The sequence below is a fragment of the Stieleria marina genome (genome assembly GCA_007741555.1).
GTDB lineage: Bacteria > Planctomycetota > Planctomycetia > Pirellulales > Pirellulaceae > K23-9.
Map to the genome: position 1 here is coordinate 5,280,934 of CP036526.1, position 14,594 is coordinate 5,295,527.

A 14,594-nucleotide genomic window follows, 5' to 3' on the forward strand; every position below is an offset into this window, starting at 1 on the left:
TCTTCTACGACCAGTACTCGCATGGACCATTACCGACGTGGTGGTGGAGGCGGTCGTTTCCCGCCGGCCGGAGGTGGCCGCCGATCGTCACCGCGCCGATCATCACCGCGCCGATCGTCACGCGTTCGCCGTTGGTAGCTCTCAGTGCGCGTTCTGCCATCGGGATCTTTGAAAGTGAATTTCCAGTCGTCTGCTGTGACTGGAAAATAGGTGACCGTGCCAGTCCGCCCCTGCACGCTGTAGGTCAGTTTCGACTGTTTTTCCGTCGCTTCAAACTCGGTGATTCTAGCACCACGCAATGGTTGCAAGGCTGGCCGCAGGGGTGAATCTCGCGGTTGCGGATCGATCTGGTCTCCCCGGATGGTCACTTCTCCCCGCATCCCTCCGTTGATGTAAGGGTACTTTGTTGTTGCGTGGTAATGATACGCACCGTCTCGGTCAAACTGACCGTTGAACTGATCAAGTTTTCCGACCGGGGATCCGTCCGCTTCGGTGGGACCGTAGATAGGAAAGCCGTCTAGCGCGTAGGCGATCGGTTCGCCTTTTCCAACGATTGTTTCCAGGTGGATCGGAGCAATATGGTAGTGATAATCATCGCCTCTTCCGCAGTGACCTCCCCACTGGTCCAGTTCGCCGGCAAGAAACGCATCGTCGCCACGGTTGTTGAGGGCATTGAAGATTGGAACTCCGTTGACGGCCAGCGCAATTGCCCCGCGATAGAGTTTGTGTTTTGCCGAAACGGGATTTGCCGCCAGCTTTGGCTTCAGAGGAATCTGCCAGGCGTTCTTGCCCGTGTACGGTTGCGGCAGCGGGACTTGTTGCTGCCACGATCGAATGCCGACCATCATGTTGTGGTCCGGTAGCCCGTTGCTTTGGACGAAAAGAGTATCCGCATTCCAGCGGGTCGTGACGTTCTTGAAGTGCCGGAAGTGACCAGCCATTTCAGGCTGCTTTTTGTCAGGCTGGTTACCCACCTCCGTCTCCTCGTTGAAGCTTGTCAGAATGTACGTCGGCTGTGTATTGATCGCCTTCACCTTCCGCTGATGCGATCGACTAACCGGCTGGGCGTGATGTTCGCCATCGCTGGAATGAGTGTGCCCATCGTGTGCCATCGCCGGGAGATGCCCACAAACGAAAAGGGCGGCGATGAAACGAACCAACAATCGGTATCGCATGACTATTCCTATAAATTTCATGAAAGGCGGAGCAATGAAATGCCGGTCGTCTTGTTCGGCGGACTGAGCGTTGTCGCAAATGCCACCAGGCATGCAGCAATCGATTTCGGGCGAATCATGGTGGTCTTCTTTAAAACGGAATCGAATCGACGAAAAAGCCAAATCTGGTACCACAGCACGCGTTCGGCAGTGGTCCTGGATGCTGGCCATCTCGCGTGCAAGCCAGCACGGCAGGTTGCTGGCGGTTTCCAACGGCTCCAGGATTGATGTCAGTTCGCCCCCACACAATAAAGCGTGGTATTCGATCGCAGAAACAAGCATTCATCACTGACCGCCGGAGTCGCACCGAACCCGCTTCGATCAAAAGTAATGTTGTTCGATGCCAGCACTTTGAATTCGGGTTTCGCTTCGATAACGTGCACCATGCCCGAGTTCGTAGTGATAAAGATCTTGCCGCCCGCGACAACCGGTGAAGCAAAGTCGCCGCCTCCGCGACCACCACCTCCGCCTCCGCGACCACCACCTCCGCCTCCGCGACCACCACCGCCACCACCGCGTCCGCTGTCACGATCTCCAGACTGATCGCGTGGTTCCTCCGCCTTAGTATTGTTTGTGCCGCTAGGGAGACGCTCCTGGAACACACGTTCGCCCGTCTTGGCGTTGATACACTCGACGACAGTACCGCTGACGGAATACAAGTGGCCGTCGACCAGAACTGGAGTTGCATAACGCGTGCGAATGCTGCCTTCCCACAAAGTGTTTGACTTCGACACGTCACCTTTACCGTCAACACGCACGGCGAACCCCTCTTCACCAGACGCATAGACCACGCCATCATCGGCAATCAGGCTCACCTGGGCATTGCGAGCGTTCACACCGTTTGCATACCAACGCAGCTTTCCGGTCGAGTTACTGAGGCCCCAGATTTCCCCGATCACAGAAAGAGCGATTTCGCTGTCCTCGCCGTTCTTGACCAGAATGGGCGTCGTCCAGCATTCGCCAAGACCTTCTGCTTCGGCACGGTGGACTTCCTTGCCGGTCTTTTTGTCCAGCCAAACGATGGCAAGCGATTCATCGGCGGCGTTCACAATCACATGCTCGTCCGTCACGATCGGACTCGCGGCGGAACCAAATCCTTTGAAACTCGGTTGGTCTCCAACACTTTGATTCCAGATTTCAGTGCCATCCAGACCGTAGGCATAAACCCCTGACTTGCCAAAGAACGCATAGACATAAGTCCCATCGCTGGTCGGCGTGTTGCTCGCGTAGCCGTGCGTTGTGACTCCCGGCGGACGCCATTCGTCCTCCGGCATTTTTGCGTCGACGGTCTTTGTCCACATTGTCTTGCCCGACTTGCGATCAACGCAAACCAGATGCCGCTTCAGGTCTTCCATTTTGCCTTCGTCGTCGCCCATGCCGTAGCCAGAGTAACACGTCACAAAGACTTTGTTATCGACGACAATCGGACTCGAAATGCCTCGCCCGGGCAGCTCTCGTTTCCACTTCAAATTCTTGTTGAAGCCGAATTCCGTGGGCGCGTCCGATGGACTGATCCCCGAACCATTGGGCCCTCTGAAACGAGTCCAATCTGCATAAGCAGTCGTTGTGACAAGAAAAGCCGTGGCGGCAACCAGGACGGACAGCTGTGGTTTGATAAGGCGAGAAGGCATGTTTTTTTTGGGAACGGAGTACGGAATTTGTTGCGTGAACCATCGTCACTACTTGGACTGGAGAAGCGGGAAACTCTTCGGTGTGCTTCCGTCGGGAGGCGAATCGACGGTGTGCCGGAACAGCACCGTGTTATCGAGCTCAAGATCGTTGGCCCAGATAAACTTCGCTCCTTCAAAATCGTATTGATAGAACGGTCGCTTAGGCCGAACCGTTTGCTCGGAGAATTCCTTCGCCGCGTCCCAAGACGAATCATCGAAATCAACTTCAAACCAGCCTTCCGGAACCACGTCGTTTTCGACACGCGGGTTGCGTGTATCTCGGTCGATCGGCCCACGTGATACGGACTTGGCTCTCCAGTGCTTTCCTGACACCGTTCCGTCCGCCAGCTTTAAGATGAAACCACCATCACCGATTTGCGTATTGTTGTATTCCATGCCGGTCTTCGCGTCTGCGTTGTCCTTCGCCATCACTGCGATCGTCATCGGGTATTCAGGAAAGACATCGACTGAGATCACATTGTGAGGCATGAATCGGATCGAGTCGACCGCGACAAGCTCGCCGTTGATCCACAACGAGAACCAGTTGTCCGCGTAAACGTGTAGCTTCTTCGTGTCTTCGATTTCCGGTTTCTCGCCTCGCCGGGCAGGAGGCGGCCGTCGGTCGCTCCGTTGCTGCGCGACCGCATAACTTGTCGCCCAGGCAACCGTTGCCGTGACGACACCGAGCAGGAGAAGAACGGCGAATTTACGATGCGTTTTTTCCATGACCAGACACAGCGGAGAGGAAGTGGTGGAGACTGATTCAATACAACGTCGCGAAATCTTAAATCCCTGAACCTGAAGCTGAGATGAAGTTGCATCCTAGTTTTCGGTTAACTGGGCAAGAATTGCCAGAAACAGCCAAACGCATCCAAAATGGTGGCGAACAAAGGCGTTCGCTACCGCCGCAAGTGCCCCCATCTGCAAACGACCTCCCTGGATTGGAGCACCGCCATCGCCCAAGCCATCGTCGCCCAAGCCATCTGGCGCGAGGAATCGCAGTGAATGCAGCTTTGCGGAAATCAGGGGAACGTGAGAGAGCAGCGGCAGGGCGAGAGCCCCAATCGCTCGACAATCGAGGTGGTGGAGTGACCATCTAGCAGCATGGCAACCGCATCACGTTTGAATTCGTTTGTATATGTACGCCGTTCTGGCGTCGCTGAAGACTTGGTTTTTCGTAGCATCTGGGGTTCCTTGAATTCCGTTCAGTTTAAGAACTCGTGTGGCCCCCTAAACCCAGGCCACCTCAAACTGCTCCAGTAGGGTGGAGAGTGTCTCGCCGGGTAAATCGGAAACATTGACCCCGCTTTCACGCACACGGGGAGTTCCTCTTACTTTAGTTCCTTCGCATCGGCTGTCATCAGTTTGGCTGCTTCGGCATAGAAGCGTTGCAGGTCGGCGTCGGCCTGGGTGGCGACTGCGTTGGCGGCTTTCCAGGCGAGCGACTTGTCGTACCACTGTTTGGCTTCATCTTTTTGATCCAGCTGCCAGTGGGCCATCGCGATAAACAGCCAGTTGTAGACTTTGTCGCCGCCGAGTTTGATCGACTTCTGCAAAACGTCGATTGTCTCCTGCCACTCTTTGGCGCGGTAGAGAGCAATTCCTAGGGTATTCAAAATACCGTAGTGGTGAGGAGCCAGTTCTTCAGCTCGGCGAGCCATTGCGAGGGCCTGGGCAGCCGAAGGGTATTCTCCATCTTTATCTGGAGTCGTGGCCAGCAGCCATGCCATGCCACCAAGGCCATTCGGGTCATTGGGATTAAGTGTCAAGACCTCCTCTCGCAGCTTGAATGCCTCATCCAGGCGACCAGCGTTGGCATGAGACTTCGCCAAGTTGTTCATCGCTTCGAGCGTCTTGGAGTGCACTGGGCCGAGAACCTTACGGCGAATCGTTACCACCTCCTCTCTTAGTTGCAGCGACTCTTCCAACCGACCGGCGTTTTTGTACGAAATCGCCAGTCTGTGCATCGCCAGGAGCGTGTCAGGGTGCTCGGGGCCAAGCACTTTGCGGCACAGCGTCAGCGCTTCCTCACGCAGATCTCGCGCCCTGTCACGTTGGGCGGCGACCTCGCAGGATTCCGCCAGTCTGTTCGTCGCTGTGAGCAGTTTCTTGAACGCCTCGTCCCGGCGGTCGGCGGAGGCGTGAAGAATCGCGAGGTTGTTCATCGCAGCGAGGGTTTCAGGGTGCTCCGGGCCGAGCACCTTGCGGCGGAGCGACACCAACCTATCTAGCAGCTTGCGCGTCAAGGCCATTCGGCCATCAGCTTTGTAGGATACCGCCAGGTTATTCATCGCGCTAAGCGTGTCGGGGTGTTCAGGGCCGAGCACCTTGCGGCGGAGCGTCAGCACCTCCTCTCGCAACTTGAGCGCCTCATTCTGGCGACCGGCTTCGTCGTAGTAAGAAGCCGCCAAGTTGTGCATCGCGCTGAGCGTGTCGGGGTGCTCTGGGCCAAGAGCCTTGCGGCGGAGGGACAGCACCTCCTCTCGCAGCTTGTGCGCCTCGTCCTGGCGACCGGCGTTGTCGTAGGAAATCGCCAGGTTGTTCATGGCGTCGAGTGTGTCAGGGTGTTCCGGCCCGAGTACCTCGCGGCGGAGCGTTAGCACCTCTTCTCGTAGTTTCATCGCCTCGTCTCGGCGATTGGCTTCGTAGTAGGAATTCGCTAAGTTGCTCATCGCAGTGAGGAGATCAGGGTGCCTCGGGCCGCTCATCTTGCGACGGAGTGTAAGCCCCTTCTCTTTCAGCGTCACCGCCTCATTCCAGCGACCCGCGTCGTCGTAGGAAACCGCTAGGTTGTTCATCGCGTCAAGCGTATCGGGATACTCTGGGCCGCTCACCTTGCGGCGGAGCGTCAGCACGTCTTCTCGAAGCTTCACCGCCTTGTCCCGTCGGCCAGCGTCGTTGTACGAATTCGCAAGGTTGGCCATCGCATCGAGCGTGCCAGGGTGCTCTGGCCCGAGTACCTTGCGGCGGAGGGTCAGTACCTCCTCTCGCAGCTTGATCGCCTCGGTCCGACGCCCGGCTTGATAGTAAGAAATCGCTAAGTTGTTCATCGCGCTGAACGTGTCGCGGTGCTCTGCCCCGAGCACCTTGTGGCGGAGCCTTAGTATCTCCTCTCGCAGCTGGAGCGCCTCATTCTGGCGGCCAGTGTCGTCGTAGGAAATCGCTAGGTTGTTCATCGCACTGAGTGTTTGGAGATGCTCCGGCCCGAGCACCATGCGACGGAGCCTCAGAACCTCCTCTCGCAGGTTGAACGCCTCGTCCCGTCTGCCGTCATCGTCGTAGAAAACAGCCAAGTTGCTCATCGCAATGAGCGTGTTGGGATGCTCTGGGCCACTCACCTTGCGGCGGAGCTTCAGCACCTCCTCTTGTAGCTTAATCGCCTCGTCCCGGCGACCGACTTGGTAGTAGGATTTCGCGAGGTTGTTCATCGCGGCGAGCGTGTTGGGATGCTCCGGGCCGCCGCTGGATAGGTAGTGATCCCGCGCCTGCTCCCGCAGCGGGATCGCCTGCTTGAAGAGCCCAAGTTCATAGAAGGTAGAGCCGAGTGTTGCCTGTAGTTTGACGCGTCGCCCAGGTTGGTCGGCGAGGTCGGTTTCCAGCTTTTTCGCTGCATTGTCCAGGAGTTCCGCGACCTTAATCTCGCGGCCATCGCGGTTTGGGTCGGGACTCCGCAGGACTTCGCTCAGGAACGTCGAGATCTGTTCCGCGTCCTTTCGGGCCAGTTCCTTCGCGTCCCGTTCCGTTTTTACCTTCACCAGCGTATCGGCCGTTTCTTTCTCGGCAGTTGTGGCGCGAACGGCCTCCTCTTTGGCCAGCAGTTCCGCCACGGTCGCGCGGGCGGTTTCCTCGCGAGCCAATTGCTCGGCGGTGTTGGCTCGGAACATCTGCCACAGACTAGCTGAAATCCCAATCAACAACGTCGCCACAATGGCCGCTCCGGCAGTGTACGCCAGCCGCTGACGCCGACGAAGTTCTTCCGCCCTCACCTGCGCATCGACCTTCGCCAGTTCGCTGTCTCGCAGTTTCTGTTCGACCGACTCCAGATATGCCGTAGTCCGCCCGGCCAGCACGCTGGCATCTTTGGGCCGGTTGGCCGGCTCTAGTTCTAGACAGTGTTTTGCCAGCGTGATCAACTTCGTATCGGCGGCACACGCATTCAGTCGTGTGAACGCATCGTCCAGTTTGCCACGACTGGCCATGCGGTAAACCTGACTACCGTTTTCTCCAACGTACGGTGGCTTGCCCGTCAGGATTTCACATAGAATCGCACCCAATCCAAACACGTCGGCTCGCTGATCCAGTTGGTCGATTTCGCCCAACGCCTGTTCTGGCGGCATATAGGCGGGCGTTCCCATTACGCTACCCATTTGAGTTTCCGAACCGGTCGAACCGAACGAGCCAGGAATATCGCTGCCCACGCTGCGCATCGTTTGAATGATACTTTGACCTTGCTGAGTTTTCTTCGCCTTCTTCTCATCCGCAACGCCACCGGTCGGCAGCACCTTGGCAAGCCCCCAGTCCATCACCTGCACTTCGCCGAAGGCACCGACCATGATGTTCGCGGGTTTCAAATCGCGATGTATTACCCCGCGACTGTGCGCGTAGGCCACGGTCTGGCAGATCTGTTCAAAGATGCCGATCAACTTGCCGCGTTCATCGACCGCGTCTTCGCGATCAAACAACAACTTGGCCAGCGTATCGCCCTTGACCAGTTTCATACTGAAGAACGGTCGCTGGTCGGCGAACTGCCCCAGTTCGTAAACCGGAGCGATCCCCGGATGCTGCAACTGCCCCCCGATTTGAGCCTCTTCGACAAACCGCTGAATTACTTGCGGATCGTCCTTGTGCGAATCAAGCAAAACCTTGATTGCCAGATCACGCCCCAAATCCATGTCGCGACCTTTCAGAACCGCCCCCATGCCGCCGCGAGCGATCTCGCCATCCAAGCGATATCGACCGTCTGAATCACTGTGCGGGATTTCCGGCGAGTTGGGTTTGGAGATCGGATCGTCACCCTCGGCATGCGACTCCCGAAGCAACACACGTGGGACTTCATCGAGCGTGTTGCCAAGCATTTTCAGCACGCTGTGATTAGGGCTGCCCAGCACCACGGCATCATTCACCGAAAATGCCGTTGTTAATCCAGCATCCATCGAAGCCGCCAAGTTTTTCCCTTCGCTGCCTGACGCGATTGTGTCGTCCAGTCCGGGAGCCGGTTTTTCCAGGAAGCTGCCCGCCTGCTGATCTGATTGAAGCATCCCTTCCAACAGCTTGCGCAATTCCAGATTGTCGCCGCAGGACTTGTCGAGATAGGCGGCTCGTTCGTCAGCGGATTCGATTGCGGAAGCTGCCGCAAATAGTGAATCCAGATTCGGTGTGCTTTCCGGCATGAACGACTCCAACCTATTCCTACGCGATGCGATTTTCTATCCGTCAATACAACAGTGCGAAAACTAAGGCAGAACCCCATCACTATTTTTCAAAAACGATTCGTGGACTGCAAATCGCTGCCTATTCAGACAGCGTCAGTTTAGTTTTCATACGAGCTCGAATCGTAAGGGAGTGAATCACCTACGTCGCAACAGACTCGTGCGTCGCGCTTTCATTTTCAAGGAATCGCTGCGGAGTAGCGTTGTTACTCTCCGCCTTTGAGCTGTGAATGCAGCCAAGCCCGAGCGAATTTCCAGTACCGCTCAGCCGTCGCTGTCGAGACGCCTATGGCTTCTGAAGCCTCAGGAATCGTCAGCCCGGCAAAGTACTTCAGTTTTACCAGCTCTGCCTTGTCGGGCCATTTCTGCTCGAATCGCGTCAGGGCTTCATCCAAAGCCAACAGATCTTCGACCGGATTCTCAATTGCAGCCGTCGCCACACCCAGCTCGACTCGCCGCATGTGGCCGCCATGCTTTTGACTTTGCTCTCGCCTCGCCTTCTCAACCAAGATCCGCCGCATCGCTTCAGCTGCTGCCCCAAAGAAGTGGCCGCGTCCACTCCACTGCTGAGGCCGATCGACGTCGACCAGTCTCAAATACGCTTCGTGTACCAGCATTGTCGGCTGTAGCGTCTGGCCCGGCTGCTCCTTCGACAGCTTCGCCGCCGCCAGTTTGCGCAGCTCCTGGTACACCAACGGCAGCAATTTGTCCGAAGCGTTCTGGTCCCCACATTCGATGGCTGACAGGATTCTGGTATCATCGCTCATTCACGCATTGTAGCGGGAAAACGCAAGTTCCCCCCTTACGCTCTCTAAGTTCCGATGCGAACAACGTCGCTAAGCTCAATATGCTGCACTATGCCAATTTCGGAGGATTGTCATCTGCGGCGATGAGTCGGCTTAGCACCAGAATTTGGACCGCTGCAAATTACTTGACATGCAAATCTACTGAAGTTGAACAAAACGAGGCGAGTTTGCCGCTTTGTTTCGTGGCGTGGGTGACGCACTTCTCTGCGCCAAGAAACGGCGTCGAGAGTTGCGTGCGGTGTTCACGACCTACTCGAATTAGCGAATTGCGAAGAACGCCTCGGTGGATGTAACGTCATCGAGTTCAATCTTCGGCCAATTCGCTTCGATGTACGTCTCCAACACAGTTTCAATAGTCGAACATGCGGCAATGGCTTGGCATGTTCTCAACAAACTGCCACAGACGTTGAGGGCGAACCAGTCGTTCCTGCGGGAAGAGCGAGCGGTACTAGAATTTGCAACCTAGCTCAAGAAATCAGACGCTCGGCCACTTGACACTATCAGCGTGAGATGCCTAGGCATTCATGACCATTGCCAAGACGCGAAAACTCGCGTCGGACGATGAATCTGACGATTCAAGGCATATCGCACTTCGGGACTTCGGTATGGTTCACTGCTACATGTTGTGCGCTTCTTATGTTGTTGACTTAGTTTTCTGCAAAGATTTCCGTCGACGAATGCTCTAAGGTGTCTCGATGAGCGTTTCTGCCGTTTGCTCAAGCCGCGCGCCGGAAAACTTGGCGATGATAAAGAAACCAACAGGCGCGAGGATCAGGACTAACGCTGTGCCAAAGATTAGGCCGAAGCTGAGACTGGTGGCCATTGGGATCAGGACTTGGGCTTGGCGTGATGTCTCTAACAGGATTGGAAGCATGCCTCCGATTGTGGTTAGCGATGTGAGTAGGACTGGGCGGCAGCGGCGGCGGCCGGCGTCGATGATGGCGTCGTGAAGGGAGAGGCCGTCGGCGATGCGGCGGTTGATAAAATCGATCAATACGATGGAGTCGTTGACGACGATGCCTGAAAGTGCGACGAGGCCGTAGATGCTAAATAGCGTGAACGGTAAGCCTTGAATGACGTGGCCGAAAATCGCTCCGCACGCTCCGAAGGGAATGATGGATAGAACGAGCAACGGTTGTAGGTAGGACTTAAATTCGATCGTGAACAGTAGGTACATACCGATCATCACAGCGATGAAACCGTAGAACATGCTGTTCATCGAGTCATTGGTTTGTTCCTGCTGGCCTTCCCATAGCACTCGCAGACTTGGATAGTCTTCGGCCAGTTTTGGCATCAGTGTCTGCTGTAGGTCAGCGGTGATTTGAAAAGCGTTGCCGACATCTTCGTCTACGTCGGCGGCGATCGTGATACTACGCATTTGGTCGAGTCGGTGAATGGCGGAATAGCTGCGCTGGATATCGACTTCGGCAAGCTCGGTGAGCGGTCGTTGGTTACCGGCGGGATCGCGGACGCGGATTTCGTCGAAGTCGGCCAACGAACGCCGTTGCTCTCGTGGGTAGCGGACTCGCAGTTCGACTTCATGACGACCACGCTGTAGTCGCATGGCTTCTTCACCGTAGTACGACGCTCTGACGGTGCTGGATAACTCGGCAAGCGAAACTCCCATCGCTTTGGCTTCGTCCTTAATCGTGAGTCGGTACTCCCATTTTCCTGGACGACCGCCTGCCGTCACATCATGAACTCCGGGATACTTTTCCAGTTGATCAACGCAAGTTTGCACGGCGGCTTCGAGTTGCGGAATGTCTTCACTGCGGGCGAGCAATGAAAATTCGATCGGTAGACCAGCAAGTCCTCGGGGCCCGGACCCGAACGAGACGAGATCGGCTCCGATAAACTTGCCTGCCGATTTCCGCCAACGTTGCACCATTTCTTGACTGGTGATATCGCGATCCCCAACGTCTACGAGTTGGACCGTCAGGCTACCAACGTGACTTCCTGATGAGACATCGCCGCTGGTTGTTGCGCCGTAACCAACCGAGCGATGGATCGCGCTGACAACGCCGTCGGGAACTCGGGTCAGGCCCTCGTCGATGGTTTGTTGATTGATGGACCCGACGGCGTCTTCGAGTCGCTTAGTTGCCTTGTCGGTGATGTGTTCGGGCGTGCCATCGGGGAAGGCGATGATGACGGTGCAAAAGTTGGAATCGATTTGTGGAAGCACAATGTAAGGAACGGTACCTGATCTCACGACGCCAATCGCAGTCATCAGGAAAGCGATCGCACAGCACACAATTAGCATTGGAAACCGAAGCGAGAATCGCAGCGTTGGCAGATACAACGTTTCGATGAACCACTCCAATCCTTTGGCGACCCAGCCATTGACGACAGCGATCGCGAAACCGACAAAGCGAAACGGCCCGAACAACCAAGACAACGCCTTCATGCCCGGCCCGTCGGCGTGTGCGAGGTGTGATGGCAAGACGGTGAGCGCCTCAGTCAGTGAAAACAATAAGATCGCAATCACCGCCAGTGGCAGCACTTCGGTGAACCGGGCCAGTCGGCCGGTCATGAACATCATTGGCAGAAACGCCAGGATCGTTGTCAGCACGCTGGTCACGACGGACGGCATGACTTCGAGTGTTCCGTCGATCGCTGCATCACGCAGGCTTTTGCCCATCGTTCGATGAACGTAGATGTTTTCGCCGATCACGATTGCGTCGTCGACCATAATGCCCAATGCGATCAGGAAAGCGAACATCGAGGTCATGTTCAGCGTTTGACCGGTGTAGTACATCAACGCACAGGCACCCGCAATGGAAAGCGGAATGCCCATGGAAACCCAGATTGCCAAACGCAATTCTAAGAACAGTGTGAGCAACAGAAACACGAGTAGCAGGCCTTGCCAGCCGTTCTTGACCAGCAACATGAGCCGCGCGAGGACGTCATCGGTCCGATCACGAAAGTAAATCAGTTCGTAGCCATCTGGCGGCGAGTATTCGCTGACGAATTTTTGGACCGCTCGACCGACGTGAATAATGTCTTCGGTTTGCGTCGTGTCGATCTGGATGGCAAGTCCCGGTCGCCCATTGATGCGACTGATGGCTGAGTCGTCGGTGAATTCATCGCGGACCGAGCCGAGGTCGTCGACCGTGAGCACGACGCCGCTTTGGTCGGTGACAAGGGGGATGTTGCCAATGTCCTTACCGGTGGATTGTCGGTTGCTGCCGCGAAGCAGAATGTCCTGCGACGCGGTTTTCATAGTTCCACCAGGAACTTCGACGTTTTCTCCGCGAATAGTCTCGGCAACTTGCGAGAGGGATAGATTGTATTGCCTGAGGACCTCTTCTGAGATTTCGACATCAATCTGGTAGCGGGGCACGCCGACGACTTCCGCCTGTGAAACCTCTTCCATCAACAGGACTTCGTCACGGATTTGTTCAGCGAGGTCGCGCAGGGAAAGTGCGTTTTCGAAATCACGATTCTCCCCAGCGGATAGGGCGAAGTCCTCTGGTCCGATGACGCCGATGCTGATGGCGGTTGTGCGGGGCTGCTGCCGCTGAACGACGGGCTGTTCAGCGAGCGCGGGAAAGCTCGGGATGCCGTCGACTCGCGAACGCACTTCGCCGAGAATTTCTTGCACGTCGGGTTCATTGACGTCGGCTTCCAGTTCAATCGAGACCATCCCCGATCCTTCACGGGCAACCGACGTGATTCGCCGGACGCCCTGTACGCTGCGGACAGTCTCTTCAATTCTCTGGCAAATGCCCTCTTCGACCTCTTCAGGGCTTGCACCACGATACTCGACGCTGACTTGGATCACATCGAGATTGGAGTACGGCCAAAACTCACGCTGCATCGATGCGGCGCACCAACAGCCAAGGATCAGTATCGCGACGACCAGCGTGTTGGTCGCGGGGCCGTTATCGACCGCCCAGCGAACGACGGACCTCACGGTCGAGCACTCGCTGAAGCGGAAGCCGTGGAAACAGCAGAACTCGTCAAGACTTTCGGTGTGCTGGCTCGAAAGTCTTGACGACTTCCGCTAGGGTTTGCACCGCGACGAGGCTTGTTCGCGATCATTGAAACCGCCAGACCTGGTTTTGCATTTGGGACCGGCGAGCTGATGATCTGCTCGTTCATCTTAAGCGAGGAATTGTGTGTATTGAGATAGGCGATGCCATCTTCGATGCGAGCGATGCGAACCGGCTCGATCTGCAATTGGTCGTCTCGCATCACCCAGATGGTTTTTCCTGGACGAATCACGGATTCCGGTACGACCGCCAACGGCTGCTGTGGCTCGCAATGCAAACGCACGCGAACAAACATTCCACGCAGTAACGCGAGCGAGCCGTTAGAGGAACCGCAATTCTGCGTCGGGTTGTCGACACAGATTCGCACGGGAATGGTGCGAGTCTTCTCGTCGATTCCGAGTCCATCTTGCCGACTGAGCACGGCATTCCAGGCGTAAGTTTGCCCGGCGCGGTCGTATTCGACGGTCACTGGAACTTGTGGCAACTCGTAACCACCGCCTTGCAAGAACGACATGTCGTCGCCCCGCAAGCTCGCACGCACTTCGACCTTTGACGTGTCTTCGAGCGTCGCAACGACGGCACCTGCTGCCATCATTCCATTTTGTTCAACATGGTTTGCGATGACGACGCCAGAGAAAGGCGCCTTGATTTCAGTCCGTTCTAAATCGAGCTTCGCACGCTGTAGTTGCAAGTTTGCAAGTTCTAGCGTCGTTTGCAGTGTCTTTGATTGCGAATCAAACGTTCGCAGCTGGTTTTCTTGTGAAGTAATTTGTTGCATGGCGGACAACCATGCCAATTCAACGGAATCCGATTCGGTCGCTGAAGTTGCGTTGACGTTTTGGAGTCGCTCCAAACGCTGTACATCGCGGCGGCGAACTGTAACGATGTCTTGATTGATCGCCAAGACTCGCTGCGTGTTTTCTTTGTCCAGCTGCAGACGTTCGATTTCCAACTTCGCTCTCGCAACTTCTTGCTCCAGACGTGCAACTTCGATCTCGTAGTCGGAGGGGTCGACGCGGAGTAGCAACTCGCCTTCATCGACTACATGACCGGGGCTAAGTGACTCGGATTTGAAGACGACTTCGCCGCTGACCCTGGCCGCAAGCTGGACATCGCGATAGGGAATCGCGACGCCACTGACAACGATGTCCAGCGTTCCAGTATGAGGACGTGCTTGAACCAGCTCGACCGGAATCGACTTCCGAACAGGTGGCTTCTTACGCTCGGGTCGCTCCTGTGCGCCCATCGAGTAGACGAACCATCCCGCACAGCCGAGAACCAGCAACGGTGCGACATAGCGAAGGATCAAGACAGGAATTTGACGTTTATTCATAGCAGTAAGATCGATTGCAGACGAGCAGTGTTGAAAAGTGAGAATTGACAACTTGAAAATGAAAATTGAATTTCGGCTCAAGCTCTTTCAGATTGCATTTTTCACTTGCCAATTTAGCTTTTTCAATTTCCTATCTTCAATTCCTCGATT

At 55.9% G+C, this 14,594-nt stretch carries 7 protein-coding genes; all 7 read right to left on the reverse strand.

Annotated features, from left to right (window positions below; all coding sequences use genetic code 11):
• Positions 1 to 29: 29 nt before the first annotated feature.
• Positions 30 to 1,496 (reverse strand): YHYH protein, encoded by a 1,467-nt coding sequence (locus K239x_RS18735; RefSeq protein ID WP_419189145.1) that lies wholly within the window; start codon positions 1,494 to 1,496, stop codon positions 30 to 32.
• Positions 1,445 to 2,845 carry a PQQ-binding-like beta-propeller repeat protein gene (locus K239x_RS18740; RefSeq protein WP_145419728.1) on the reverse strand — a complete coding sequence of 467 codons (1,401 nt, stop codon included), beginning with the start codon at positions 2,843 to 2,845 and terminating at the stop codon, positions 1,445 to 1,447. Before K239x_RS18740 ends, K239x_RS18735 begins: the two co-directional genes overlap by 52 nt.
• A 48-nt stretch (positions 2,846 to 2,893) precedes the next feature.
• Positions 2,894 to 3,610: a hypothetical protein gene (locus tag K239x_RS18745; RefSeq protein WP_145419729.1), complete on the reverse strand. Its 717-nt coding sequence runs from the start codon at positions 3,608 to 3,610 to the stop codon at positions 2,894 to 2,896.
• A gap of 605 nt (positions 3,611 to 4,215) precedes the next feature.
• Positions 4,216 to 8,007, reverse strand: a complete 3,792-nt coding sequence (locus K239x_RS18755) for a tetratricopeptide repeat protein (protein ID WP_419189146.1) — start codon at positions 8,005 to 8,007, stop codon at positions 4,216 to 4,218.
• A gap of 512 nt (positions 8,008 to 8,519) precedes the next feature.
• Complete coding sequence (locus tag K239x_RS18760; RefSeq protein ID WP_145419731.1) at positions 8,520 to 9,080, reverse strand: ECF-type sigma factor; 561 nt, start codon at positions 9,078 to 9,080, stop codon at positions 8,520 to 8,522.
• Positions 9,081 to 9,801: 721 nt separating this feature from the next.
• Positions 9,802 to 13,032, reverse strand: a complete 3,231-nt coding sequence (locus tag K239x_RS18765) for an efflux RND transporter permease subunit (RefSeq protein WP_145419732.1) — start codon at positions 13,030 to 13,032, stop codon at positions 9,802 to 9,804.
• Entirely contained in the window at positions 13,029 to 14,444 is a 1,416-nt protein-coding gene (locus K239x_RS18770; protein WP_145419733.1) for an efflux RND transporter periplasmic adaptor subunit, read from the reverse strand. The genes K239x_RS18765 and K239x_RS18770 overlap by 4 nt, the downstream gene beginning before the upstream one ends.
• Positions 14,445 to 14,594 lie beyond the last annotated feature (150 nt).

What these genes read in the sequence shown, in the direction of transcription:
- K239x_RS18735 (WP_419189145.1), bottom strand. Translation starts at nt 1,496, where the DNA reads ATGCTTGTTTCTGCGATCGAATACCACGCTTTATTGTGTGGGGGCGAA.
- K239x_RS18740 (WP_145419728.1), bottom strand. Translation starts at nt 2,845, where the DNA reads ATGCCTTCTCGCCTTATCAAACCACAGCTGTCCGTCCTGGTTGCCGCC.
- K239x_RS18745 (WP_145419729.1), bottom strand. Translation starts at nt 3,610, where the DNA reads ATGGAAAAAACGCATCGTAAATTCGCCGTTCTTCTCCTGCTCGGTGTC.
- K239x_RS18760 (WP_145419731.1), bottom strand. Translation starts at nt 9,080, where the DNA reads ATGAGCGATGATACCAGAATCCTGTCAGCCATCGAATGTGGGGACCAG.
- K239x_RS18770 (WP_145419733.1), bottom strand. Translation starts at nt 14,444, where the DNA reads ATGAATAAACGTCAAATTCCTGTCTTGATCCTTCGCTATGTCGCACCG.